Below are 23935 nucleotides of genomic sequence, written 5' to 3'. Positions count from 1 at the left end.
CTCACAGGTCGAGCGCGAGCGTGGCGAGGTGGCGGGCGATCCCGGCGGTGTCGGTGTCCTGCACGTTGCTGAGCACGACGACCTGGATGTCGTCGTCGGGCAGGTACATGTTGCTCGCCGTGTACCCCATGAAAAGACCCGGGTGATACCGGAGCCGGTGCCCCTGGAGCCGGTCGACGAGCCAGCCGAAGGCGTACGCGCTCGACGGCAGGTTGAGGCAGCCGCCGGGGGGACACTTCGCCTGCGGCGTGAACGCCAGCTTGACGGTCGCGGGCGGCGCGACCGCGTACGAGCCGAACGCCCGGTCCCACCGAGCGAGGTCGTCGACGGTGGTGTAGAGGCCGGTCGCGGAGAACAGCTCGGAGTTATTGAGGAGCGGGGCCGGCGACCCGAGCCTGAAGTAGCCCTTCGCGAACCCGCGTGGCGGATATGTCGTGCTGTAACCGGTGTGCCGGAGGTTCAAAGGCTCGGTGATCAGCTTGCGCAGTACGACCCCGTACGGCTGGTGCGTCACCGCCTGGATGATCGCACCGGCCAGGACGTAGCCAGAATTGGTGTAGCTCCAGTCGGTGCCGGGCGTGAACAGCAGCGGCAGGTTCACGAACTGCCGGATGAGTCGCCGGGGCGTGGTCGGCCGCGTGACGTTGGCGAGGTAGCTGGGCAGCTTCTCGATGTTCGGAATGCCCGAGGTGTGCGTGACCGTCTCGCGGATCGTGATGGGACGCCACGCCGCCGGGCAGGCCTTGATGTATTGCGGGACGAGATACGGGCAGATCGGGTCGTCCAGCTTGAGGAGCCCGCGGTCCTGCAGTTTCAGCACGAGCATCGAGGTGAACTGCTTGGTTATCGACATGACCCGATAGACCGTGTCGGGCCGGTTGGGGATGTGCCGCTCCTCGTCCGCCTCGCCCGCGGCGAAACGCGCCAGCACCCGTCCATGCCGTACGACCAGCGCCGAGCCGGTGAACTGCTTCTTCGCCGCCAGATCCCGCAGGTACGCCAGCATCTCCGCACTGGCGGCGTCGTCCTGCGGCGCCGGTGACGTGACCGGCTGGTCCGATTTCTGCGTGGAATCGCTCGTGTCGCCGGTGGCCGTCGAGTCCGATTTCTGATTGGGCCGGTTCGTGATGTCCGACAGGTTGTTTTGATCGCTGAAGAAGTTCGCGGTCGCGTCCGTTTTCTGCCAGTTGTACGGCAGAGCCCGCGAATCCGTCTGGCCCTTCTGCATGGGCGTGAGGGCAAGCGTGACGTCGTGGGCGAGGTTCTGCTGTTGGCGCCCCGACTGCCGCTGCTTGTCGTGCTGCCCGGCGCGATGGCGCCCATGCGCTCGGGCGTGATCGCGCGCGGACGGGTGATCGGCGTCGGGGCCGGTCACGACGGCTCCGCCGGCGGACGCGGCCACGGCGGGAGCGCCCAAAGGCATGGCCCCACCGGCCAGCACGGTGCCGAGCATTAGAAACCCGACAGCATTAGGACACTTGGGCATTTTCTCCCCCATGAAACGTACCACTGTCCCGAATTCAGACATTTCCCGAATTGATTGAGTTCGAGAATGCCTGGCGGACCATTCTTCCGGGGAGCTGTTTTCCGTTCACCGGCCTCGGAAACGCCGATCGACGCGGTTTTCCTTTTGCGTGAGAACCTCAATGCGCCGGTTCGGAATAACGCCGCGCCCGCCAGCCGTGGACCAGCAGGTCGAACACCGTCTCCACGGCCGCCCGCGGATCATGCCTGCCCTGCACCAGTCGGGACTTCCAGGACGAACCGCGCCGTGGTCAGTTCGACCAGGTCTTCTCCGAGCAGAACACCCGGGCGGCCTCGTGGGGCTCCGCGTCGCGGACGTGATAACGCCCGTCTTCCATCCCCAGCAACGTCACGACGCCCGAGGCGAGAACACGTCGGCCATGGGGGTCACGGACGTACACGATCCTGCCCGTCAGAAGATTGCCGTCCTCCGGATCGCCGTCAGCGGTCTCCCTCTCCCAGCGCCACATCCGGTAGGTGCCACCCGTCTCCTTGATCCGGAGGTCATGCTCCTCGTACGGGTGCGACGGGATCAGGAAGGTGGACACGTGATCGGGGTTCAACGCGTTGGAGACCGGATCTCCGCCGGGGAACCCCGGTGGCGTGGCCACCCACCGCACGCTCCTTTCCGAGGGCCGATGCTTGTCCGGCCGCAAGGCCGCCCACTGCCCCGCCGTCGTGACAGGGACAGGCACCCGACGGGGCTCCGGCGGTGACGTGGATCCGATCGGTTCCGGCGGCTTCATATGGACGAGCGGGTCGAAGACATCGCGGATCGGCCAGAACCGGAACAACCAAGCGATGTCCGAGTCGCCGATATGCGCGGTCAAACCGCACTCGAAGAGGGGAGGTCCGATCAGGAAGTCAGGGCCGCTGTCGTCCATCACGCCTATCTGGATCACCCCGGTCTCGGCCGTGAAGTGCAGCCGCCCGATCGGCCTCCAGGAGGATCCCGGGTCCGGCGGTTCGGCGTCCCACGCCTCCAGGTGGACGGTGGCGGTGTAGTGGAGAGTCTCCAGCTCGTCGTCGCGGAACTCCGGGCAGTCGGTGCCGCCGTAGACACAGAGCCCGCCGTACTGCACGTAGAGCTCGTCGTCGCGGTAGCGGAGCAGGCGGGCCACTGAAGTCCTTCCCGTAGGCGGGGCGTGCGAAGGCAGCATGCCCGACGGCACCGACAGAACGGCGACCACGCAGGCAGGCTCACCCCGGCGTTCATCGGGCTGCTTCTCGGACGGCTCACCCTGGCTGCGGCTTCCGCGGTCGGCGCACTACCATCCCTCCACGTCACCGACGCGTGGAGGGAATCGACATGCCTGACGGATGGGAGTGGGACCCCACTCTGTTCCAGGGGTGCGCGGCCTACTACGAGCGCGGCCGGCTGCCGTACGCTCCGGGATTCGCCGAAACGCTGGCCGCGACACTCGGTCTCGACGGCCGGGGCCGGCTTCTCGACGTGGGCTGCGGGCCTGGCACCGTGATTCTCCCTCTTGCGCGGTTCTTCACCGAGGCGGTCGGCATCGACCCGGACGAGGACATGCTGGCCGAGGCCGAGCGACAGGCCGGGCGTCGCGGGGTGACCAACGCGCGGTGGGTGGCAGCGCGCGCCGAGGACCTGCCGGCCGGTCTGGGCACCTTCCGGGTCGTGGTGTTCGCCCAGTCCTTCCACTGGACCGATCGAGATCGCGTCGCCGCGACGGTGCTGGACATGCTGGAGCCGGGAGGCGCGTTCGTCCACATGAGCGACCTCGAGAATCCCCCCGCCGAGCCGGCGCCACTGCCGCTGCCCGCTCCCCCGTACGCGCGGATCGGCGATCTGGTGCGTCGATATCTGGGGCCGGTACGCCGCGCGGGACAGGGAACGCTCGTCAACGGCACGCCGGATCGTGAGGACCTCGTCCTGGCACGCGCCGGGTTCGAGAACTTCGAACGCCATGCCGTCGCGTCCGGAGCGGTGGCCGATCGCACCGCCGACGACATCGTGGCGTGGGTGTTCTCCCGATCCGACTCCGCCCCTCACCTGTTCGGAGAGAGGCTGGAGGACTTCGAACGGGACCTGCGCGCGGTGCTGCGACAGACGTCACCCGACAACCGCTTCGCGGAGCGCCTTCCGGCGACCGAGATCATGATCTGGCACAAGCCGCATGCCGAACCGTGACGGCACCGCCGCATCGCCGTCCAGGTGACGACCTACTGACCGCCGTTCCTCATCCGGTCATGCCGCAGCGCGAGCCGCACCGCGAAATAGACGACCGCGAACAGTACGGCCACATCGAACACCAGCAAGAGCAGTTCCGCACCTGCGCTCCCCTACGGCCGGTCGAGGAAGGAGGAAACGGCTGGGAGCAGCAGTTCGGCGTTGTTCTCCATGCCGACGTGGGTGGTGCCGGGGAGCACGGCGAGCTCGGAGGCGGCCGGGCCACCGGCCTCGTCACCGGGGAGGCCGCCGCCGCGGAGGCGGAACATTTCCGCTGCGTGTTCGATGCTGGGGAGGTCGGTGTCGCCGATCGCGATCAGGGTCGGCGCGCGCATCCCGCGGATGGCCGAGGGCGGATAGCTGGGGGTGTGCCGGTTGATGTCCTTGATCTTTTCGACCAGGGTGGGGAAATCCTGCGGGCGCGGCGCGACCTTCAGGTAATCCTTGAGCCAGACGGTGTCCTGGAAGTTCTCCGGGCGGACTTGCTCGATTTGGCCGAGGTACCCGGGCGGCAGGCCGGAGGCGTCGAAGACGGTGGAGGCGATCACCAGCTTGCGCACCTGGGCCGGATATCGGACGGCGACGTTCAAGGCGATTCCTCCGCCCATGCTGTAGCCGAAGAAGTCGGCCTGCCTGACGCCGAGCAGGCGTAGCAGTTGGACCGTGTCGTCGGCCATGTACTCGAAGCGCAGCGGACGGTCGATGTCGGCGGTATGCCCGTGTGCCTGCTGCTCTATGGCGATGACCTGGCGATTCTTGGCAAGAGCGGGCAGCAGGCGTCCGAAGGAGACGCGGATCGACGACATTCCGCCGTGGAGCAGGACGAGCGGTGGTTCGCCGTGGCTGCGGCCGTGTATCTCGTAGTACATGCGTAAGCCGTTGACGTTCGCGTAATGGCCGGCGCCGGTGGCGGATGCGGCGGGCTTACCGACGGTCAGCACGAGGGCGACCGCTGTCAGCAACATCGCGGGAATCGACTTCTTCACTGTCGTCTCTCATTCAGGTTCAGCCGACGGGCCCGGCGGGGCGGTAGTCGAGGACGATTGCGCCGGAGTCGAAGGTGTGGGTGCCTGCCAGGCGCCACGCCCTGGCACCGAGACCGTCGGGGAAAAGGCGCTTGCCCCTGCCGACGACGACCGGGTGGAGGAAGAGCTTGAGCTCGTCGAGCAGGTCGTGCTCGATGAGGTAGTTGACCAGGTCGCCGCTGCCGTAGACGAGGATGTCCTTGCCGTCCTCGGCCTTGAGCTTGGTGACGGCCTCGGCGACGTCGCCGTCGATGACGGTGGCATTCCACGTCGGCTCCTTCAACGTGGTGGAGGCCACGTACTTCGGGATGCTGTTCATGACGCCCACGTCCTCGCCGGCCTTCTCCATCGCGGGCCAGGCCTGGGACATGCCGTCGTAGGTGACGCGGCCGAGCAGCAGGGCGCGGCTCTGGGAGAGCTGGCCGGCCTGGAACTTGCCGTGGTCGTCGTTCCAGTACGGGCCGGTCCAGGCCGGCTCCTCCACGACGCCGTCCATGGAGATGAAGAGGACCGAGACGATCTTGCTCATGATGTTCCTCACGACGGTTGGGGTTTGGTGTGTAATGAGAGCTTCCCGAGCCGCCGAATCGGTCGGTAGTGCCACGTTCACGAGTCCCGTGTGAAGGATTCACATTGATCAGAATCATGATCGCGGAGGATGTGCGGATCCTCAGGGAGACGCTGTCCGCAGTCCTCGATCTCGAGGACGACCTGGAGGTCGTCGCCCAGGTGGAGCGTGGCGACCGGATCATCGCCGCGGCGCTCGCGCACCGCCCCGATGTGGCTCTGCTCGACGTCGACCTGCCCGGACTCGACGGTCTCACCGGCGCGGACCAGCTCCGGCGGCAGCTCCCCTCGTGCCGGATCATGGTGCTTTCCGGGCTCGCCCGTCCCGGCTACTTACGCCGCGCCCTGAACTCCGGGGTCTCCGGTTTCCTGCTCAAACACGCACCCACCCATGAGGTCATCGACGCGATCCGCCGGGTGAGCGCCGGCGAGCAGGTCGTGGACCCCCAGCTCGCGCTCATCGCGCTCCAGAGGAGTGAGAGCCCGCTCACGGAGCGCGAGGCCGAGGTGCTCAAAGCAGCCGCGACCGGGGCGGAGGCCGATGAGATCGCCGGAATGTTGTCGCTGAGCCGCGGCACCGTACGCAACTATCTGTCGTCGGCGATCGTGCGCCTCGGCGCGCGCAACCGCGTCGACGCGATCCGCATCGCGACCGACGAGGGCTGGATTTGAGCCGGCTCAAGCGGAGCGAGCGGGATTTCGGCGGTCAGCTCATAGGAGCCGTCCACGGCCTCGCTCCTCAAGGTCCCGCCCACGGCTTGCAACCGGTGCCTGAGGTTGTCCAGACCCGCTCCGGGCGGAACGTCGTTCGTCCGGACGCCGTCGTTGCGCAGGCGTAACCGCACCGTACCGCCGGTGACTCCGGCCTCGATCGTGCAGCTCCGCCCGTCACTGTGCCGTAGGACGTTGGTGACGCCCTCGCGCAGTACGGTCGCGAGGGCGTTGCTCTGCTCGGCGGTGAGCGGCGGGGTGTCGACGGTTCCGTTCACCGCGAAGCCCGCCGTTTCGAGTACGGCTCTGGCCGACTCGACCTCGTCCAGCAGGCGGACGCTGCGATAGCCCGCCGCCACGGCGGCGATGTCCGCGAGCGCCTGGCGGGCGGCTTCCAGGCCGTCGCCCAGCTCTCGTTCCGCGCGCGCCCGATCCTTGTCGAGCAGGCGGAAGGCGAGCTCGCTCTTGAGAACGATCACCGAGAGGCTGAACCCGAGCAGGTCGTGCAGGTCCCGGGCGAACCGCAGACGTTCACGAGCGATTTCGGTGCGTGCCAGCTCGGCGCGAGCGTGCTGCAGTTCGCGCGTGAGGCGATTCATGCGGACGAACCCGTAGACGACGAGGACGCGCTCGCCGACCCAGACCACCTGGTAGGTCTGGTCGACGAAGGTCGGACCCTGGAGCGTGACGTCCCAGAGCGCGAGGGTGAGCCAATCCTGGGCGATCAGCGGCATCGTCACCGCCCAGCGCAGCCATCCGCGCAGCAGGACGAGCGTGAGCGCCGGCAGGAAGATGCTGAGATACCAGAACGACCGCTCGAAGACGATCTCGGGAGCCAGCGCGACGACGAACGCGGCGGCGAGCGCGGTCCGCCAGAAACGTGGCCGCCCGTCGTCGCCGCCGATCCAGCAGCACCACAGGAACAACGCGGTGAAGACGGCCACGAGCCCGATGTACAGCGCGGCCTCGCCGCTTGTCTCGTCCGCCTTGAGTATGGACTTGATCGGGTTGGTGAGCAGCATCAACAGCACCGCGGCCACGCCGAGCCCCATGACGACACTCGCCGTCAGGTCGTCGGCGACCCGCCGTCCCGTGGGGGCGCCGTCGCGATGGGCGTGCGCGACCGATCGGGTGTCAGCCAGCGCGGACCTGGCCGTCGCCAGGCTCTCGGCCAAGCGTTCGCGGGCGGCCGGCACCTCGGCCGCCCGCCTGACCGCCTCACCGTGGCGCACCACCTCCTGAAGGCTCATCCCGACCCGCTCGTTGAGCAGGTGGGCGAACGCCAGCCGCTCCCGGGTGACTTCGGCGTCGGCCAGAGCCGTTCTGGTCTTCTCCAGATCCCCGACGAGGTCGGCGAAGCGGGCAACGCCGTAGAGCGCGATACCCACGAAGGCCGTATGGCCGATGGCCAGGTAGGCCGCGTCCCAGACCGTGGGGCGTACCTCGAGTCCCGAGAGATATTGCGCGAGGACGATGACAGCGAATCCGGCCCAGGCCGGCCCCGCCGGACGGATCAGCAGGAGAACGGCGGCGGCGAGAAAGCCGGTGTTGCCGTACCACGTGCTCGGAAACATCAGCAGTCCGGCACCGGTCAGCACAGCCTGCAGGGCGAGCGTCCACTGCCACGCCTTCGGACGCCGCCCGTCGACCATGCGTACGCAGTTGTAGAGGTGCATGAGGAGCAGGCCGACCAGGAGCCCGCATCCCAGCGCCTTGGCGGTGGCGGGGTCGTCGGAGCGGAAGATGCCGATGAACCCCCCATAGGAGAACCCGACACTCACCACGATCGCGACAAAACGCGCGAGCCTGTACGCCGACCACATGGCTCGGAACCTAGCCGGAACCCCCCAAGCCGTACAGAATGAACCGCGCCGGGTCTGAGGGAGACCGGGTGAGCCGACGTGTTCTGTGAAGCCCGAGCACCCCCGCCGGAGGCAGTCCTTTCTCCGGGCCTGTCGGAGGGCTCTGTCAGGCTGGGGCCATGACGCACGAGAGTGTTCCGGCGTTCCTGGAGATCATCGAAGGACGGGAGATGTCTTCCGGCCTGCGGCGGGAGTTGGTCGAGTGCTGGGTCACGGTGACCAACGCCGGGGGCGCCGCCGGCTTCCCGTTTCCTCCTGTGAGCTTCGACGAGGTCGCGGTGGTGGCCGATCGGCTCATCGCCGGCCTCGATCCGGAGCGCAGCCGATTCCTCCTGGCCCTCGTGGACGGGACGCTCGCCGGGTGGCTGAACGTGCGCAGGAGCGTTGACCCGCTGATCGCTCACTGGGGCACGGTTCATCACCTCCAGACGCACACGGGGTTTCGTGGCAGAGGCATCGGTGCCGCGCTGATGCGCCGGGTGCGGCAGGTGGCCCGCGAGGAGATGGGCCTCGAACAGCTTCGCCTCGCCGCTCGGGGCGGTGTGGGGCTCGAAGATTTTTACGGGCGGCTCGGCTGGAAGGAGATCGGCCGGTGGCCCGGTGCACTGCGGCTCGCTCCCGGCGATGATCGCGACGAGATCCTCATGATGCTCGATCTCTGACCAGACCTGCGATCACGTGATCGTCGCTGGAACCGAGAGTGTCGCCGGGCGAATGCGCCCCGATATCGACAGCGGCTCGAGGCCGTACCGGACGGTACTCTCACTTGTTCATGTGGGAGTCCATCGAGTTGCAGGAGGTCCGCGCGTTCCTGATGGTCGCGGCCGAACTGCACTTCGGCCGGGCAGCCGAACGGATGTACCTGACCCAGTCACGTGTGAGCCAATTGGTCAGAAGCCTTGAGGGACGCATCGGCGGCCGGTTGTTCGAACGCAGCAGCAGACGGGTACGGCTGACCGCGCTCGGCGCCCACCTATATGACCGGCTCGAACCTGCCTACGGCGCGCTGTGCGCGGCGCTGGACACAACCCGGGACATGGCGACCGGCACGGCAGGGACGATCACGGTCGGTGTCATGTTGCAATCATCGGCAGGTCCGCACCTACTGCCCCTGGTCCGGATCTTCGAGCAGCGTTACCCACAGTGCGCCGTGCACCTCGTGGAACTCACCTACAATGCTCGGCCCTACGAGCGACTACGCAGGGCCGAGCTCGACATGCTCGCGATCCGGCTACCCGCTCCGGATGACGCCGAACTGACAGTCGGACCCGTCCTGTCGGTGGAGAACCGGATCCTGATCGTAGCCAGAGATCATCCGCTCGCCGGACGGGAATCGGTGACCTACAACGATGTCGCGGACTATGCCACGGTCGATGTGCCGAGCGCGCCGAAGGAAGTGCTCGACGAGCTCTTCCCGCCACGCGCGCCGGACGGGCGGCCGATCCGGCGGATCGTCCCGGTCAACTCCGTCGGCGAGGCGTTGACGCACGTCGCCATGGGCACGGTGGTCTATCCGACCGTCGCGTCGATCCTCCGCTACTACCAGCATCCTGACGTAGTGGCTCTCCCGATGGCCGGAGCCTCCCCATCACGGTCCGGGCTGGTATGGCGGACCGGCCGGCTTTCCGCTGCCGCACAGGCGTTCGCCGACCTCGTCGCCGAAGAGTTACCCCGCCTCGTCCACGACGCCTGACCACCCTGGAATGCCGATCAAGACGCCACTGCCTTGATGAGGCGGACGGTTCCCTCGTCATCTGCGAGTGGCAGCGGCTGGTATCCCTCGCTCTCGTAGAGCCTGATGTTCTGCCGGCTTTTCGCGCCGGTGAACAACACGATGCGACGGCACTCCGGGGCCACACCGGCCTCGGCGCTGCGGAGCAGCCAGCGTCCCAGACCTTGCCCCCGCTGATCGGGCGCGACACCGAGCCGGCCCACATGCCAGTCGTTGCCGATACTACGGGCCCGCACCATGCCCAGGAGCCGGCCGTCCCGCCACAGGCCCGTGGCGTGCCAGGTGGCCAGCCATTCCCCGACCTGCTCCAGCGACTCCCCCAGGGCCGGTATGTCCAGGGTGTCGTTGGCGAGGGCCTCGTCCACCCAGCAGCACCGCTGCAGCACGGTGACCTGCGGGGCGTCGCCGGGTGTCAACGGCCTGATGTAGGACCCCGGCAACGGTCCGGGGCGCACCCCCGCCCCGGTCCCCTCACGCATCGGCCGGAGGGCGTGGGCGAGCCGGACCAGCTCGTCCAGGACACCGACGGCCGCCCCGGCCTGAGCGGGGTTCGGCCGGACTCGGCCGTTGTCCATCGCGTCGCCGATGCGAATGGCGACAGTGGCGCCCAGCGGCACGAGACGCAGCGTGGTCACCACCTGCTTGGCGTGCTGGACCGAGCGCGTGCCCGCCGAGGTGTTGCCATAGCTGACGAAGCCCATCGGTTTCCACGCCCACTCACGGCCGAGGTAGTCCAAGGCGTTCTTCAGGGTCGCCGGCATGCCGTAGTTGTACTCCGGCGTCACCACGATGAAGCCGTCCGCCGCGTCCACGATCGCGCTCCACCGTCGCGTGTGCTCGTGCCCGTAACGACCCGACGACGGATGCTCCTCCTCGTCGAGGAACGGCAGATCAAGGTCGCCGAGAGTCACCTGTACGAGATCGGCGCCGAGTTCCCCAGCACGCGGCCCGATCATCTCGATCAACCACTCCCCCACCACCGGGCCGAGGGCGCCGGGGCGGGTGCTGCACACCAGGACGACGATCCGTACGCATTCCGTTGACATGCGAAACACACTCACAAGATGACTATCGGTTTCGCGTCTGCCGTCAGGCGGTGGGCAAGGCGTCCACGACGACCTGGAAGCGGCGGGGATCGAAGTAATCGTGGTATTCGCTGACCAGGCCGTCGGTGAAACGGAAAACGGCGATGTTGTCGTTGGTGTACTCCGTTCCTCCGACCAGGGTGGCTACATTGTGGTATTCGACACAGACGGCGTCGGAGTCGACCGCGGGGTAGATGCCGGTGATCCGCGCGTCGAAGGTCTCGAAGTTGGCCATCAGGTGGTGAAAGCCGGAGACGATATCGTCCTTGCCGCGGATGACGGGGGGGAATCCGGCTGCCGGATAGGGCACCGTGATGGTCGCATCCGTGTGCCACAGGTCGCCCCACCCGGTCACGTCCTTGACGGACAGCAGACGGAAGAACTCCCGGACTACGGCAACATGCTCGACGCCCAACCGCTGGGCCGTCTGGCTCATGTGAACGCTCCTTTTGCAGAGATGGTTCCGAACGAAAAATCCGGCCGTTCGGCATTGCCGCTATAGGGCGGGCTAATGGTGATTACGCGGCGCAGCGCACAAGCGGCCGATAAACCGATCGGACCCCCACATCGAACATCCGGATTCGCGGTGGGCGGCTCTGCCATCGTGGCGGACGGGCCAGACGTCCATCAACGGGGGATTTCTCATCGCAGCCAGTCGCACGGCTCATCGATCGGAACGCCGGCTTCTGACCGAACATGTCCGTGCCGGCCGGGCCGGAACCTGCGGAGGGGTCGGCGGTGTAGAGGTAGCGACCACGTACGCCCTCCTGAGGAGTCGCTCATGCCTCGCACCGCACTGATACCGATATCGGCGCTGACCCTGGCCTGTTCCCTGCTTGCGGGGTGTGCCGAGCAGCCGTCCGGCGGATGTCCCGACCGGTTGTCACCGGCACCGCTGCCCACCTGGGCCCGTACGGGGTTCCGGCCGCCCGACCAGGCGATGCCGTACGTCCTGGGGGACCGGGGCGACATCGCGGCCGTGGTGTTCGGTGATCCGCTGCTGTCGCCGCCGGGCAAGGATCGCGGCAACAAGATCCTCTGGGTGTCGCGGGTGTCCCAGAACGGGGATCCCCTGCTGATCGAGGCGCGCCTGGACGGCTCGGGCCCGCCTGTCACGCGCGAGGTGCCCGGCGGGCCCGGTCCGTCGGGCGTCGACCTGCCGGAGGCGGGCTGCTGGCACGTGACGTTGCGCTGGTCCGGGCACGTCGACACCCTCAGGCTGCGGTACGTCCAGCCGTGACGGCGGGGCGGCGGGCGCCACCCGAAGCGGTGCCGCCCGCCGCCCCGCGCCGGGTTGTTACTGCGGGCCGGGCCGGAGCGCGCGGCCGCCGCCGTACGCCTTCACGCGGCAGTCATCCTGGATCTTGGCGATGTCGACGCCGGGTCCGGGAACGCTCCCGTACCGCCAGCCGAGCTTGGCGGGGCCGTCCACCTTGACGAGGTGGACGTCGAAGCCGTGGTCCTGCAGGCACTTGGCCTCGATCCGGACGCTCTTGGCGTAGTTCGGGTTCTTGGCCGGGTCGAGCTCCGGCGGCAGCAACGGCCGCAGGTGCTCGCAGGCGGCCCGCGCTGACTTCTCCGCCGCCTTGGGCCAGGTCCCCTTGCTCGGCATGCCGTGCTCGCGCAGGCAGCCGGCGTACGCCTCGCGGAGCTTGCGCACCTCGGCCTCGGAGCTGTCCAGGCGCAGCTGCGGGCGGGACTTCGTGGCATGGGCGGGCTTGGACTCGGTCTGCGCCGCAGCCGGCCGGGGGGCCGACACGTGGCCGGCCGAGACGGGAGCGGGGGTGCCGGGGGCGTCCGCCGCCTGGGCGGTGCCGCAGGCGGTGAGGAAGCCGCAGGCCAGGGCGGCGAAGGACAGTGCGGTGGCGTGCCGTGCGGACACGCGCCGGTCGGTTCGGTTGCTCATGCCGGAGAGGATGGCCGAGCAATGTCAGGAAGTTGTCAGGAACCTTTGGCCGGCGGATGAGCAGGGGCGAGATGGTCCTCAGGCCGACCTACTATCGCCATCTGTGAGTGCATATGTCCTGGTCGCAGAGGACGACGTGAAGCAGGCCGAGCTCATCCGCCGCTACCTGGAGCGGGAGGGCCACGAGGTCGTCGCCGTCCACGACGGCCGCGCGGCCCTGGAGTCGGTACGCCGGCGGGCCCCCGACCTGCTGGTGCTCGACGTGATGATGCCCAGGGTCGACGGACTGGACGTGTGCCGCGTCCTGCGCGCCGAGTCGGACCTCCCGGTGCTGATGCTGACCGCCCGTTCCACCGAGGACGACCTGCTGCTCGGCCTCGACCTCGGCGCGGACGACTACATGACCAAGCCGTACAGCCCGCGCGAGCTGATGGCGCGCGTCCGCACGCTGCTCAGGCGCGCCCGCACCGTCGCCGCGCCGGCCACGTCGCCCGTGCCCGCGTTGAGGGCCGGTGCCCTGGTCGTCGACCCGGACCGCCACGAGGTCAGCGTGGACGGCGTGCCCGTCGAGTGCACCCCCGGCGAGTTCGCGGTGCTGGAGCTGCTCGTCACCCAGCCGGGCCGGGTGTTCACCCGCGAGCAGATCCTCGCCCGGCTGCACGGGTTCGACCGCTACATCACCTCGCGCACCGTGGACGTCCACGTGATGAACCTCCGCCGGAAGATCGAGCCCACTCCGCGCCGCCCCGTACGGCTCCTCACCGTCTACGGGGTGGGCTACAAGCTCGCCGACGACCGGCGGGACCCGCGCGATGCGGGCTGACGTGCCGCTGCACCGCAGCCTGTTGCTGCGGCTGCTCGCGGTGTCCGTGCTGGTGTCGGTCTGCTCGATCGCGGCGACGGCCTGGCTGACCGCGCGGAGCACCACCGTGGCGATCAGGCAGGAACAGGGACAGGCGCTCGCCGACGACGCCCGCACGTACGACACCCTGCTCGGCTACGCGGCCACCCACCCCGGCTGGGACGGCGCGGGGGAGGTCGTGCGGAGGCTGGCGCGCGACACCGGTCGCCGCGTCACGATCACCACGGAGCGGCGCGTGCCGCTCGTGGACTCCGACGCCGGGCCGCCCGCGACGCTGCCCGCCCGGCCGACCGCGTCGATCGACCCGCTGCACGTCGACACGGTCCTGGCGGCCGCGTCCGGTGCACCACTGGCGCAGGGCACGCCTCTGGCGTCCGTGCCCGACCACATCGACCCGCGCGCCGTGGGCCCCTTCCTGCTGCCGGGCAAGGAACGTGACGCGCTGCGCACCGCCGCCGAGCGGCGTGCCGCCTGCCTGCGCGGCAGCTTCGGCGCCGCAGCCACGATCGCCGACAGTCCGAGCGGACGGCCCGTGCTGGACACCGAGGGCGCGCGCCCGTACTCCGAGACCCGGTGCGTGAGCACCGTCCTCGACCGGCCGACCGCCACGGAGGCCAAGGCCCTCGCGGCGCTGCAGAAGCTCGTCGACAGCTGCCTGGAGCGGCGGCACGAGTCGAAGGTGCGGCTCAACCTCGACTTCACCTGGACGCCCCTGCCCGCGCCCGTTCCCGCCCAGGCCGCGACGGACGACGGCCCCCGCGGCAGCGTCGTCCCGGAATGCGTCACCGGCAGCCGCCGCGAGCAGCTCGCGCCGTACGTCGCGCCGCCCGCGATGCTCTTCATCAGCAGCCGCGGCGGCGACACGTCGACCGCCTTCGACCTGTCGCCGGAGAACCAGGCCCGCATCGCCGGCGTCGCCGCCCTCGTGCTGCTGATCACCGTCACCGCCGGCGTCATGGCCGGAACCCGGCTGAGCCGCCCCCTGCGGGCCCTCACCGACGCCGTACGGAACATGGAGGAAGGGCGCGCCGCCCGCGTCGAGGTCAAGGGGAAGGACGAGATCGGCAGGCTCGCCGCCGCCTTCAACGCCATGGCCGAGCGGCGTGAGCGGCTGGAGGAGCTGCGCAAGGCGATGGTCGGCGACGTCGCCCACGAGCTGCGGACGCCGCTGAGCAACATCCGCGGCTGGCTGGAGGCCGCCCAGGACGGGCTCGCCGACCCCGATCCGGAACTCGTGTCGTCGCTGCTGGAGGAGGCCCTGCTGCTCCAGCACGTCATCGACGACCTCCAGGACCTGGCAGTGGCCGACGCGGGCGAGCTGAGGGTGCACGCCGAGCCGGTCGACGTGGCCGACCTGCTGGCCCAGGTCGCGACCGCGCACCGGGGCGGCGCGGAAGCGGCCGGCGTCACGCTGGTGACGCGGGCCGACGGCCGCCTCCCGTTGGTCGCCGACCCCGTACGGCTGCGCCAGGCGGTGGGCAACCTCGTCTCGAACGCCGTACGGCACACTCCGCCCGGCGGCACCGTGAGCCTGCTCGCCCACCGCGCCGACGGCGACGTGGTGATCGACGTCGCCGACACCGGCAGCGGGATCGCGCCCGACGACCTCCCGCTGGTCTTCGAACGGTTCTGGCGGGTGGAAAAGTCGCGCAGCAGGCGGAGCGGGGGCAGCGGGCTCGGCCTGCCCATCGCCCGCAAGCTCGCCGAGGCCCACGGCGGGTCGCTCAGCGCCACCAGCGTCGTCGGCGAAGGTTCGACCTTCACGCTCCGGCTGCCCGCGCACGGTCACGCCGGAGCCCACTCGTCCGGCCCTGATCGTCGAACGCGTTGACGGCGTTCGTCTCAACGAGCCAGGGGAAAGATGATGCGCAGGCCATCTTCGCCGCCGACGGCGACTGCCTGATGAGCGACGCGGATCCGGGTGGCCGTTGCGGTCGGCTCTCCGTTGCCGAGGTTGCGGTTGTAGTAGGGGTGGGCACCGCTGGCTACCACGAGGCGAAGGCGGTGGCCGTCCGCGAAACGGTGACCGATGGGGCCGAGGTCGACCTCGACGGGTACGCCTTCGCCGAGGCCGGGATCTGTGACGCGGAGGATGCCGTCGGCAACGTTCTGCACCTGCCCGTTCTCGTAGACGTCCAGGACCCGCAGGAACAGGTCGGCGCTGGGCGCGTCCGAATAGAAGGTCGTGGCGGCGAAGGCGCGACCGGCCAGGTCCAGCGGCTCCCGCAGAGGAGCACTGGTGAAGACGCGCACATCCGTCCGTTGTTCGAGGGTGCCGCTGTCCCAGAGGCCACTGACGTCGCCGGTGCCGATGGTCAGGAACCCGACGGACGGGGTGGGGTCGGCCGGGTCGTACGTCCATTCCATTCGCTCGGCCAGGTCACCGGGGGCGGCCAGCAATCGCTCGTCGGAACTCGCGTAGAAGACGGTGGTCTCGGGTTCCTGCCACTTGTCGAGCTCGTGCCAGCCGGCGTCGACGCCGGTGCGGTAGTAACGCAGGGCGCCGGAACGGTCCTCACCTTCGCCACGCACGTAGGTGTCGAACCAGGCGAGCCTCTCGGCCATGGAGATGCGCGGGTCGAGGACGGCGTGCGGCCATGGCCCGATGACGAAGCGGTACGGCACGTCGCCGGTGTTCCGGTTCAGGCGCTCGAAGTCGTGCCAGAAGTAGCTGCGGTGGTAGTCGTACCAGCCGTCGATGTGCAGGACCGGCGCCGGAGGGTCGTCCAGCAGTTCGGCGAAGTTCAGGGCCTGCCAGTGCGGGTCCTCGCCGTCGTGGGCCAGGCGCTCTTGGTAGAAGTCGAGGGTGGTTCCGGTGGCGGCGACGTCCGCCTGGTCGAGCGGCAGATGGTCGTACGGGTGCTCGCCGACCTCGGAGCCGTTCGCCTGCTGCACGGCGGTCCAGCCGAGGGCCAGTTCGAGAGCGAAGCCGCCGCCGGGGTACCAGGAGCTGACCCGGTCCGTGCTGTACATCGCGGTGGCGATCGCCTTCAGACTGGCGGGCCGCGTGGAAGCGGTGGCCCAGGAGCTGAACGCGTGGTAGCTGGCGCCGGTCAGGCCGAGGCGTCCGTCGAACCACGGCTGCTCCTCCATCCAGCGAACGGTGGCGGAGCCGTCGGCGGCTTCGTCGAAGTACGAAGTGGTGGTGCGCGTGGTCTGCACGAGGCAGGCATATCCATGGGACGCCCAAGCGATCACCTCGCCCATGTAGAAGGCGGCCACTTCGGGCCTGAAGGAGGCGGGGTTGTAGGGCGAGCGGATGAGCACGGCAGGCACCTTGTCGCTCCCTGCCGGGAGCGCCAGGACGCCCTTGAGCTCGACGCCGTCGTCGGCCTTGACGATCACTCCGTCGATGAGTTCGACGGAGTGCGGGCCGAGCGGACCGTACTGCTGCTCGATCGTCCGCCGCTGCTGCTCGTCAACGGTGGTAATGCTCATAGTTCTCCTTGCGACTGAGCGGATGGGCGCGGGTCTTCGGTGTCGGCGTGCTGCCAGGTCCCGCCGCGCACCGGAGCCCGCGCCTCAGGAAATGCCTGCCGTGGCAGAAGGGCCCGGTATGGGGCGCGGGCCGGTAGCCGGTGGCGGGGGTCACGGAGAACTCGAAGACGAGGTTCATGGCGTGATGATCAGCTTGCCTCGCTTGGCCGTGCCGTTCTGTTCGAGTTCGGTGAGCGCCGGGATGGCTTGCGAGAGCGGGACGGTGCGGGCGATCGGCAACCGCAGGATTCCCTGGCCGGCGGCTCGGGTCACATTTTCGAGGTCTTCGGTGATCGGTTGGGCCACCAGGACGTGGAACGGCCCGGGCAGGACGCTTCTCGCGAGGTTCGACGGGGTGGGGAGGATGCTGATGATGCGGCCGCCGGGCTTGAGCATCGTCCGCGCGGCCTTGACCGGAAGCGTGCCGGCAGCGATGAGGACGAGATCGAATCGTCTTGCGAGCGAGGCAGGGTCGAAGCCGAAGTCGACGACCGGGCCGATACCGAGGTCGCGTGCTTCGGATTCGGCGTTGTCGCGGCAGCTGCCCGCGACCGTGGCCTGGTGCGCGAGGGCGATCTGCACGGCGGAGCGGCCGACTCCGCCGAGGCAGCTGTGCACGAACACGGCCTGGCCCGGCTGCAGCCTTCCCTTCGTGATCAGGGCCTGCAGGGCGGTGATCCCGACCGTCGGGATCGCGGCGGCGTCCTCGAACGAGAGGTTCTCGGGTTTGCTGACGACGCCCTTCTCCTGAGCGACGACCACATCGGCGAACGCGCCCGCGGACTTGATCGGCGTCCCGCCGAGCACATCGTCGCCGACGTGCAGCCGGGTGACGCGGTCGCCGACTGCTTCGACGACGCCCGAGAAGTCATAACCCATCGCGCGCGGAAAGCGCCTACCGGTCACGTGCTTCATGCGGCCGGCGCGGATCCCGAAGTCCATCGGATTGGCCGCGGCCGCGTGCACCCGGACAAGGACCTCGTCGGCGCCGAGCGGTGCCGGCTCGAAGTCTTCGAGCCGCATGACTTCCGGCCCGCCGTACTGGTGGTACTGGATCCGCTTCATGTCGTCATCCCTTCATCGCTTCCGCAAGAGGTCTTTCAGGTGCGGTCACAGCGTGACCACGACCTTGCCGTGGACATGGCGTCCGGCCTGCAGCGTCACGGCGTCGCGGATCTTCTCGACCGGGAATGCCGCGGCGATGGGAACGGTGAGCTTGCCGGCGAGGATCGCGTCCGTGATCTGCTTCAGGGCGTCCGCCGGTGCGTCGATGGCGCCGGTGGCGCGTACGCCGCCGGGAGAGTTGGGGCCCGCGGCGACCGTGGAGATCCGCTCGGGCGCCGCGCCGAGCGCCAGCGCGGCCTCGGCCGTCTCCGTGCCGAACAGGTCGGTCGCGGCGGTCACCCCACCGGGTTCCAGTGCCCGGACCCGGTCCGCCAGCCCTGCGCCGTAGGCCACCGGTTCGGCGCCCAGCTGCCGCAGGAACTCGAACGTGCCCGGCGACGCGGTCCCGATCACGGTGGCGCCGGCGAGCCTGGCGAGCTGCACGGCGAACACGCCCACGCCGCCGGCGGCTCCCCCGATCAGGACGGTGTCGCCGGGGCCCGGGCCGATCGCCGCCAGGGCGGCGGCGGCAGTCAGGCCGGCCACCGGAAGCGTGCTCGCCACCTGATCGCTGATGCCCTCCGGCGTATGCCACAGCGGATCGGCAGGGGGCCTGACGACCGCGAAGTCGGCGATTGCCCTGCCCAGGGCGCCGCCGTAAACGCGGTCGCCCACGGCGAAGCCCGTGGCGCCGTCGCCCACCTCGTCGATCACGCCGGCGAGGTCGGACCCGAAGCCGGACGGCACGGTGATGCCGAACCGCGCCGCCGCCTCCGGCCGCGAGGCGATGCCCCAGTCCATCGGGTTCAGCCCGGCGGCCGTCACGCGTACCCGGACCTCACCCGGGCCGGCGTGCGGCTCGGGAACCTCCCGCAGCTCCAGCACTTCAGGGCCTCCGAACGTCTCATAGACCACAGCTCGGCTCATTGCGGACTCCTCGCAAGACAAGTGATGGGACTTAGTCTCATCACCGTAGCATGAGTTCACGGGACCAAGTCCCGTACACTGTGCTCATGGCTCGCTGGGAACCGAACGCAGCAGAACGGCTGGCTCACGCCGCCCTGGACCTGTTCGCCGAGCGCGGCTACGAGAACACCACCGTGATCGACATCGCGCAGCGCGCGGGGCTGGGGAAGAGCACCTTCTTCCGGCACTTCCAGGACAAGAGGGAAGTGCTCTTCGGCGGCAGCGCGATGGACGGGCTCCTCACCGAGGCGATAGCCGCGGCGCCGGCAACCGCCACCCCACTCGAAGCGGTCGCTCACGCGCTGGACGCGGCCGGCAGAGAAGTCTTCACGCCCGCACGTCGCGAATTCATCGCCCGCCGACAGGCGGTGATCGCCGCCAACCCCGAACTACAAGAACGCGAAGCGCTGAAGAACCTCGCCCTCATCGCATCGATGACCGACGCGCTCAAACGGCGAAGCGTTCCCGACCTGACCGCCCGCGTGGCCGCGGAACTCGGCGCGCTCGCCTCCACCATCGCCTTCGAACGCTGGAGCCAGACGACCACCGGCGCCGACTTCAGCGAGATCGCACGACAAGCACTCGACGACGTGCAGGCATCCACAGCCCTCTGCTGACGCGACGACTGCCTTGAACAGGCCGGAGACGGCCGCCGTGACTCGCAATCCCCGCCTCTGGGTGTCGAAAATCGTGTCGCCTCATGACGGCTGCTGGACGCTTTGCCGGCTCACCTAGGACGGCTCGCGTCGCCGCGTTCGGGGGCGACGACGGGAGCCGACTTCGTAGCGGACGCCGGCCGGCTCAAGGAGGTGTAGCCGGGCAGCTCGAAGTGGCCGCCGGCCATCTTCTCCCCCATCTTGGCCATCGACCTGAGCAGGAAGCTCCGCTTGAACAGCTGGTTGCGCAGCCACAGACCCTTGCGAGTGCGCGGTGCCAGGAAGGGGCCGGCGTTGTTGCTGTCGGCGGCCTTGATGAACGGGCGGATGGTCTCCTCGTAGCGCTCGAAGGCCGTGCCGTAGTCGGCCTGGCTCAGCTCGCCCGCCAGCACATAGGCGGCGACCATGGCCAGGCCGGTTCCGACGCCGCCGAGGGTGTTGGCCGCGGCGGCGTCGCCGAGCAGCACGATCCGGCCCTTCGAGAAGCGCTCGATCGCGACCTGGGCGATGGCGTCGACGTAGACGTCCTTCGCGCGGGCCAGCTTGGCCAGGATCTCGGGTGTCCGCCAGCCCATACCGCGGTAGGCGTCGATCAGGATCTGCTTCTGCTCCGCCACCGAGTAGCGGTCGTAGGCCAGCTCGGGCGAGGCGAAGCAGAAGAAGGCGGGTGCCTTGGGGCCGCCGATGGAGACGAGCCTGCCCGGCTCGTTGTACATCACCGGCTCGTCCACGACACGCTCCATGTCCACCAGCGCGTAGTAGTGGCCCATGTGCTTGACGTAGTTCGACTCCGGGCCGAAGGCCAGGCGGCGCACGTTGGAGTGGATGCCGTCCGCGCCGACGACCACGTCGAAGGTCCTGGGCGCACCCCTTTCGAACGTCACGTGGACGCCCGAGGCGGTCTCGGTCAGCGAGGTGATCGAGTCGCCGAAGATGTACTGGCACGTGTCACGGGTGCGCTCGTAAAGGACCTCCGCCAGGTCGCCGCGGAGAATCTCCAGGTCGCCACCAGTGAACCAGCCCGGCATAACCGTGATCCGCTTGCCGTACGAGTCGATGACCGTCTGGTCGGTGCCCCCGGTCTGGCGGCGCTTGATCTCCTCCAGGATGCCCATGCGGCGCAGGAGTTCCATGTGGGTCTCGCCCTTGAAGTCGATGGCCTGGCCGCCGGTGCGGAGGACTGGGGCCTTCTCCACAACGGTGACCGTGGCACCGGAGCGGGCCAGCCAGTAGGCGAGGGCGGGGCCTGCGATGCTGGCGCCGGAGATGAGGACCGAAGTGTGCTTGTTCGTCATGGCCCTACCTTCGGAAACCCCGCTGACAGCTCACCGACGATCCGCTGACGACCGCCTCGATCGTTGTCAGCGCGTCCTCGCGGCTCATCGCCGCACCTGGCCGCATCGGGGTCGGGCCGGAAAGCAGAAGAGGCCCCGGAGGGCCTCTGAACTGCTGTTCTGCTGGTGGCAGGTCCAGGGTTCGAACCTGGGTAGGCTGAGCCGACGGTTTTACAGCGCGTGACCATTCCCGGTCGCTCGATGCTCTTGACCTGCGCCGGAGCCCGCTCATCCGGCTCTCTGTGGCAAGATCATTGCACGCATATTGCACGGCGCCCTTTCGGCCCATGCGGCGCCGCACGCTCCTCCCCCGTCCGCGCATCCCGTATGCCCTCGACCCGCTGCGGAGCAGCAGCAGGCCGGCGACGGAGGCGCAAGCCCGTCTTCGCGTGTATGTCAACCGGTCGCCGTTCCTCGGTCGTCGGACGCCAGGGGTCACAGACGGGCTTGCGCCGTAGGAGCTGGTCTGCTGGGCTTGCCCGGGTCGATGGCAGGAGGGATGCGCGGGCTCTACATCAGCCACCTACGGCCCGCGCTCTCGCGCTTGGCCGCATCCCGGAGCCGGAGGCCCCCGCCGGAGGCTTTTGAATCAAGCTGTATCGGCGAGATCAACGATGGCCAGGGCTCGTAGTAGCCCGGATAGATGCGTTAGGTCGTGCCAGAGGATCGCGGCGTCATTCTTCGAGCGATCAGGTGCGCCGTGCAGGTCAGCCAGGTCGTCACTGACCTGTCCGCATCCGACGTGTTGGGCTGGATCATTGTCCATGTCGAAAGCGGCCTGCAGTGGGATGTCCCAGTAGTAGTCGACGTTCCATCGTGAGAGGTCGATGCGGGCGCCATGTCGCCGCTCCACGGCGTCCAGGAGCAGGGTGGTTAGTCGGCGGAGTTCTGCAATCTCCAGGACCATGTCGCTCATGCGGTCATCGTTGCAGGCGAGCAGGGGGCACTCTCCACGTCCGCGGCCGAAGCCGCCGACGGCCGGGACCGGCCCCCAGGCCGCATGCCCGGCCGGCGAGCGGGCGAAGGCCCGCGAGGCGGCGCGCAGCGCCGCCGCCTTGATTTCTATAAGCTCAATTCTGCAACGGTGCTTCTCTACGCGAGAGCTGTCCCTTAGGGCCGAATGTTACAGTGAAGCGCCCAGGGCCAAAAGTCACGTCTCCTGTGGGGCCTGGGGCAACGACTGAACTACCCGCCTGCAAATCTGCCTCAAAACCCGGAAGCTTGAAACGGATGAGCGCAGGCAGTAGGACAGCGATTGTGAACATGCCCGCAAGTATAGGCGTCGCTGTGGTCACCATTACGGCGGTAACCTTGTTTCCAACAAAGAAGCTTGTCCACATCACAGCCAGGAGACTGAAGGATATTGTTGCAATTGCGTAACCTCCCCAAACCGCAGGTCGACTTGCCTTCATTTCCCGCTCGATAATTTGCAGGCTTCGCTGAGCTTCGATATGGGCGGGATCGCGCTTCAAGCATTGCCGTAAGTGCTGCACCGCACGGCGACGATATCCAAGGCGGCCGGCACCGTCGACTAGCGATGACCCGATTCTATGTTGTGCTATGCCAGCCACATAGTGGGGATCCGCTTCCCTGTCTGGCGCAACCTCAATAGCATGTTGCGCATGGGCATATGCCTCAGCATGCAAGTCTGAGTTTTGCGACTTGTCCCCTCTCTGTATCAGCAGACGAGCAAGCGCGAGATGCAGTCGCCAACGCTGGGTTCGATTTTGGCTAACCAGTACACTGCGCAGGACTGTCTCCGCTTCGGATTCGTCTCCATGTCGGATCAAAACTTGAGCTAGCCCGACGGCCGCGTCGGCGGAAACTGGTTCTATACCTAAACTTCGGCGGAACTCTCGCTCGGCATCCCTAAGGTGATCGTCACCCTTCCTTAGTGCCAATGATCCCAGTTCTATGTGTGCTGCTACATCGTACCAATCCCTTTCGATTGCTTTACTTAGTTGGGCCTCCGCCTCGTCGTCTCGGCCTATTTGTGCATAAAGCGCACCCAGGTCTGTGTGACTCGCATGAAATGGATCAATCTCTAGCGCCTTCTTGAAGTGATGCTCAGCCGAGGCAGGGCTGCCAAGCTTAAAGGAAAGAACTCCAAGGCAGATTTGGGCAGAGGTGGAGATGGAAATGGGGCGACGTCCTTCGATGCTATATATTATTTCTTGCGCTTCGCGCCATCGTTCTTTGCTACCCTGCCTGGCCAATGACCACGCTACTGCAAGTAGATGACTTTCATCGCCAGGTTGTTGAGATAGAGCTTCCCGGAATTCCAATTCGGCTCCCGGGAAGTTATCTGCCGCGAACGCCACCCATCCGAGGCACTGGTGCGCTAAAGCTTTTTCCTCTTCGCTTACAGCTTTTTCAAGTAGATCCTTGAATTTCCTTTCCGCCTCACCTAAAAGGCCTTGGTCATGGTAAATCCATCCGAGCTCTGCTAGTAAATCCAGGTCGTGTAGTTTAACCTGTCGAAGACGACTAATGTCACGTTCTGCGAGCGACCAACGTCGTAGCGATCGGAGGGTGGCTGAGCGAGCTATATTAACTTCTGTGTCGTTAGGGTCCAGCTCCAATGCAGAGGCAAATGAGGCTAATGCCGCATCAAATTTCAGCTGGGCATCGTACACTCGCCCCAACTCGGTATATAGCGATACGCTACAATGATTTTGATTTAGTGCCGATTTCGCAACTTGTTCGGCCCGATCAAAGTGTCCGAGTTGGCGCAGTACGTAAACCTGCCCTTCAATTGCCCTTTCGTGTCCGGGGCTGAACGTAATAGCTAGTTCGCAGCAACGAAGAGCGTCCTCATACCGGGCCTGTGCGCTGTTGAGCGTTGCTATGGTGACGTGTAGATCGGGGTCGTTGGGGTGGTGTTGGAGCGCTTCGGTGGCGGCCTGGTGAGCCTCTTGATAGCGCCGGGC

General features: G+C 67.8%; 22 protein-coding genes. 8 read left to right on the top strand and 14 right to left on the bottom strand.

The window, feature by feature from the left end; genetic code table 11:
* Window position 1: 1 nt before the first annotated feature.
* The gene (locus BXA11_RS16880) at window positions 2-1528 is read right to left on the bottom strand and encodes a serine hydrolase domain-containing protein (protein ID WP_083744298.1); all 1527 of its coding nucleotides are present in this window, start codon (window positions 1526-1528) and stop codon (window positions 2-4) included.
* Window positions 1529-1775: 247 nt separating this feature from the next.
* A complete protein-coding gene (locus tag BXA11_RS16875; protein ID WP_076435538.1) occupies window positions 1776-2645 on the bottom strand; it encodes a hypothetical protein in 870 nt (289 codons plus the stop codon).
* 188 nt (window positions 2646-2833) lie between these two features.
* Here BXA11_RS16875 and BXA11_RS16870 point away from each other — a divergent pair, with 188 nt between their 5' ends.
* Window positions 2834-3679 (top strand): class I SAM-dependent methyltransferase, encoded by an 846-nt coding sequence (locus BXA11_RS16870; protein WP_076435537.1) that lies wholly within the window; start codon window positions 2834-2836, stop codon window positions 3677-3679.
* 152 nt (window positions 3680-3831) lie between these two features.
* Here the strand turns inward: BXA11_RS16870 and BXA11_RS16865 are convergent, their stop codons facing one another.
* Complete coding sequence (locus tag BXA11_RS16865; RefSeq protein ID WP_204054041.1) at window positions 3832-4704, bottom strand: alpha/beta fold hydrolase; 873 nt, start codon at window positions 4702-4704, stop codon at window positions 3832-3834.
* Window positions 4705-4723: 19 nt separating this feature from the next.
* On the bottom strand, window positions 4724-5272 hold the full coding sequence (locus BXA11_RS16860) for a dihydrofolate reductase family protein (protein WP_076435535.1): 549 nt from the start codon (window positions 5270-5272) through the stop codon (window positions 4724-4726).
* Between the two features lie 104 nt (window positions 5273-5376).
* Between BXA11_RS16860 and BXA11_RS16855 the strand changes: the two genes are divergently transcribed.
* Window positions 5377-5982, top strand: a complete 606-nt coding sequence (locus BXA11_RS16855) for a response regulator transcription factor (RefSeq protein ID WP_076435534.1) — start codon at window positions 5377-5379, stop codon at window positions 5980-5982.
* Here BXA11_RS16855 and BXA11_RS16850 read toward each other — a convergent pair.
* Window positions 5898-7844, bottom strand: a complete 1947-nt coding sequence (locus BXA11_RS16850; RefSeq protein WP_076435532.1) for a sensor histidine kinase — start codon at window positions 7842-7844, stop codon at window positions 5898-5900. The genes BXA11_RS16855 and BXA11_RS16850 overlap by 85 nt on opposite strands.
* 158 nt (window positions 7845-8002) lie before the next feature.
* Between BXA11_RS16850 and BXA11_RS16845 the strand changes: the two genes are divergently transcribed.
* Complete coding sequence (locus tag BXA11_RS16845; RefSeq protein ID WP_076435531.1) at window positions 8003-8545, top strand: GNAT family N-acetyltransferase; 543 nt, start codon at window positions 8003-8005, stop codon at window positions 8543-8545.
* 110 nt (window positions 8546-8655) lie between these two features.
* Window positions 8656-9576, top strand: coding sequence for a LysR family transcriptional regulator (locus BXA11_RS16840; protein WP_076435529.1), 921 nt, complete (start codon window positions 8656-8658; stop codon window positions 9574-9576).
* A gap of 17 nt (window positions 9577-9593) precedes the next feature.
* On the opposite strand, the gene BXA11_RS16835 is transcribed toward BXA11_RS16840, so the two are convergent.
* Window positions 9594-10661, bottom strand: coding sequence for a bifunctional NAD(P)H-dependent oxidoreductase/GNAT family N-acetyltransferase (locus BXA11_RS16835; RefSeq protein ID WP_076435527.1), 1068 nt, complete (start codon window positions 10659-10661; stop codon window positions 9594-9596).
* A 43-nt stretch (window positions 10662-10704) separates the two neighbouring features.
* The gene (locus BXA11_RS16830) at window positions 10705-11136 is read right to left on the bottom strand and encodes a nuclear transport factor 2 family protein (protein WP_076435525.1); all 432 of its coding nucleotides are present in this window, start codon (window positions 11134-11136) and stop codon (window positions 10705-10707) included.
* Between the two features lie 345 nt (window positions 11137-11481).
* On the opposite strand from BXA11_RS16830, the gene BXA11_RS16825 reads away from it, so the two are divergent.
* Window positions 11482-11940 (top strand): hypothetical protein, encoded by a 459-nt coding sequence (locus tag BXA11_RS16825; protein ID WP_076435524.1) that lies wholly within the window; start codon window positions 11482-11484, stop codon window positions 11938-11940.
* Window positions 11941-11997: 57 nt separating this feature from the next.
* On the opposite strand, the gene BXA11_RS16820 is transcribed toward BXA11_RS16825, so the two are convergent.
* Entirely contained in the window at window positions 11998-12606 is a 609-nt protein-coding gene (locus tag BXA11_RS16820) for a hypothetical protein (protein WP_076435522.1), read from the bottom strand.
* Between the two features lie 103 nt (window positions 12607-12709).
* Here BXA11_RS16820 and BXA11_RS16815 point away from each other — a divergent pair, with 103 nt between their 5' ends.
* Together BXA11_RS16815 and BXA11_RS16810 are read left to right on the top strand one after the other, a co-directional pair.
* The gene (locus BXA11_RS16815) at window positions 12710-13429 is read left to right on the top strand and encodes a response regulator transcription factor (protein ID WP_076435520.1); all 720 of its coding nucleotides are present in this window, start codon (window positions 12710-12712) and stop codon (window positions 13427-13429) included.
* A complete protein-coding gene (locus BXA11_RS16810; RefSeq protein WP_076435518.1) occupies window positions 13419-15299 on the top strand; it encodes a HAMP domain-containing sensor histidine kinase in 1881 nt (626 codons plus the stop codon). Before BXA11_RS16815 ends, BXA11_RS16810 begins: the two co-directional genes overlap by 11 nt.
* An 11-nt stretch (window positions 15300-15310) precedes the next feature.
* Here the strand turns inward: BXA11_RS16810 and BXA11_RS16805 are convergent, their stop codons facing one another.
* The 3 genes from BXA11_RS16805 to BXA11_RS16795 form a co-directional block, all read right to left on the bottom strand.
* Window positions 15311-16906 carry a CocE/NonD family hydrolase gene (locus BXA11_RS16805; RefSeq protein WP_076435516.1) on the bottom strand — a complete coding sequence of 532 codons (1596 nt, stop codon included), beginning with the start codon at window positions 16904-16906 and terminating at the stop codon, window positions 15311-15313.
* A 174-nt stretch (window positions 16907-17080) separates the two neighbouring features.
* On the bottom strand, window positions 17081-18010 hold the full coding sequence (locus BXA11_RS16800) for an NADP-dependent oxidoreductase (RefSeq protein ID WP_076435514.1): 930 nt from the start codon (window positions 18008-18010) through the stop codon (window positions 17081-17083).
* A 45-nt stretch (window positions 18011-18055) separates the two neighbouring features.
* Window positions 18056-18976, bottom strand: coding sequence for an NADP-dependent oxidoreductase (locus BXA11_RS16795; RefSeq protein WP_083744296.1), 921 nt, complete (start codon window positions 18974-18976; stop codon window positions 18056-18058).
* Window positions 18977-19062: 86 nt separating this feature from the next.
* Here BXA11_RS16795 and BXA11_RS16790 point away from each other — a divergent pair, with 86 nt between their 5' ends.
* Window positions 19063-19632 carry a TetR/AcrR family transcriptional regulator gene (locus BXA11_RS16790; protein WP_076435510.1) on the top strand — a complete coding sequence of 190 codons (570 nt, stop codon included), beginning with the start codon at window positions 19063-19065 and terminating at the stop codon, window positions 19630-19632.
* Window positions 19633-19742: 110 nt separating this feature from the next.
* Here the strand turns inward: BXA11_RS16790 and BXA11_RS16785 are convergent, their stop codons facing one another.
* The 3 genes from BXA11_RS16785 to BXA11_RS43165 all read right to left on the bottom strand — a co-directional run.
* Window positions 19743-20966 carry an FAD-dependent monooxygenase gene (locus tag BXA11_RS16785; protein WP_076435508.1) on the bottom strand — a complete coding sequence of 408 codons (1224 nt, stop codon included), beginning with the start codon at window positions 20964-20966 and terminating at the stop codon, window positions 19743-19745.
* A gap of 628 nt (window positions 20967-21594) precedes the next feature.
* Entirely contained in the window at window positions 21595-21921 is a 327-nt protein-coding gene (locus tag BXA11_RS16780; RefSeq protein ID WP_076435506.1) for a hypothetical protein, read from the bottom strand.
* Window positions 21922-22075: 154 nt separating this feature from the next.
* Window positions 22076-23935 (bottom strand): tetratricopeptide repeat protein (locus BXA11_RS43165; RefSeq protein WP_208865568.1); only part of this gene is annotated, 1860 nt, incomplete at its 5' end.

The sequence above is a fragment of the Microbispora rosea genome, from assembly GCF_900156315.1.
GTDB classification, from domain to species: Bacteria; Actinomycetota; Actinomycetes; order Streptosporangiales; family Streptosporangiaceae; genus Microbispora; species Microbispora rosea.
The sequence above is the reverse complement of the archived record's forward strand: the minus strand, read 5'-3'. Positions and strand labels throughout refer to the sequence as shown.

Excerpts from the sequence above, each read along its gene's own strand:
- BXA11_RS16880 (WP_083744298.1), bottom strand. The coding sequence starts at position 1,528 with ATGTCTGAATTCGGGACAGTGGTACGTTTCATGGGGGAGAAAATGCCC.
- BXA11_RS16870 (WP_076435537.1), top strand. The coding sequence starts at position 2,834 with ATGCCTGACGGATGGGAGTGGGACCCCACTCTGTTCCAGGGGTGCGCG.
- BXA11_RS16860 (WP_076435535.1), bottom strand. The coding sequence starts at position 5,272 with ATGAGCAAGATCGTCTCGGTCCTCTTCATCTCCATGGACGGCGTCGTG.
- BXA11_RS16850 (WP_076435532.1), bottom strand. The coding sequence starts at position 7,844 with ATGTGGTCGGCGTACAGGCTCGCGCGTTTTGTCGCGATCGTGGTGAGT.
- BXA11_RS16845 (WP_076435531.1), top strand. The coding sequence starts at position 8,003 with ATGACGCACGAGAGTGTTCCGGCGTTCCTGGAGATCATCGAAGGACGG.
- BXA11_RS16840 (WP_076435529.1), top strand. The coding sequence starts at position 8,656 with ATGTGGGAGTCCATCGAGTTGCAGGAGGTCCGCGCGTTCCTGATGGTC.
- BXA11_RS16835 (WP_076435527.1), bottom strand. The coding sequence starts at position 10,661 with ATGTCAACGGAATGCGTACGGATCGTCGTCCTGGTGTGCAGCACCCGC.
- BXA11_RS16830 (WP_076435525.1), bottom strand. The coding sequence starts at position 11,136 with ATGAGCCAGACGGCCCAGCGGTTGGGCGTCGAGCATGTTGCCGTAGTC.
- BXA11_RS16825 (WP_076435524.1), top strand. The coding sequence starts at position 11,482 with ATGCCTCGCACCGCACTGATACCGATATCGGCGCTGACCCTGGCCTGT.
- BXA11_RS16820 (WP_076435522.1), bottom strand. The coding sequence starts at position 12,606 with ATGAGCAACCGAACCGACCGGCGCGTGTCCGCACGGCACGCCACCGCA.
- BXA11_RS16810 (WP_076435518.1), top strand. The coding sequence starts at position 13,419 with ATGCGGGCTGACGTGCCGCTGCACCGCAGCCTGTTGCTGCGGCTGCTC.
- BXA11_RS16805 (WP_076435516.1), bottom strand. The coding sequence starts at position 16,906 with ATGAGCATTACCACCGTTGACGAGCAGCAGCGGCGGACGATCGAGCAG.
- BXA11_RS16800 (WP_076435514.1), bottom strand. The coding sequence starts at position 18,010 with ATGAAGCGGATCCAGTACCACCAGTACGGCGGGCCGGAAGTCATGCGG.
- BXA11_RS16795 (WP_083744296.1), bottom strand. The coding sequence starts at position 18,976 with ATGAGCCGAGCTGTGGTCTATGAGACGTTCGGAGGCCCTGAAGTGCTG.
- BXA11_RS16790 (WP_076435510.1), top strand. The coding sequence starts at position 19,063 with ATGGCTCGCTGGGAACCGAACGCAGCAGAACGGCTGGCTCACGCCGCC.
- BXA11_RS16785 (WP_076435508.1), bottom strand. The coding sequence starts at position 20,966 with ATGACGAACAAGCACACTTCGGTCCTCATCTCCGGCGCCAGCATCGCA.
- BXA11_RS16780 (WP_076435506.1), bottom strand. The coding sequence starts at position 21,921 with ATGAGCGACATGGTCCTGGAGATTGCAGAACTCCGCCGACTAACCACC.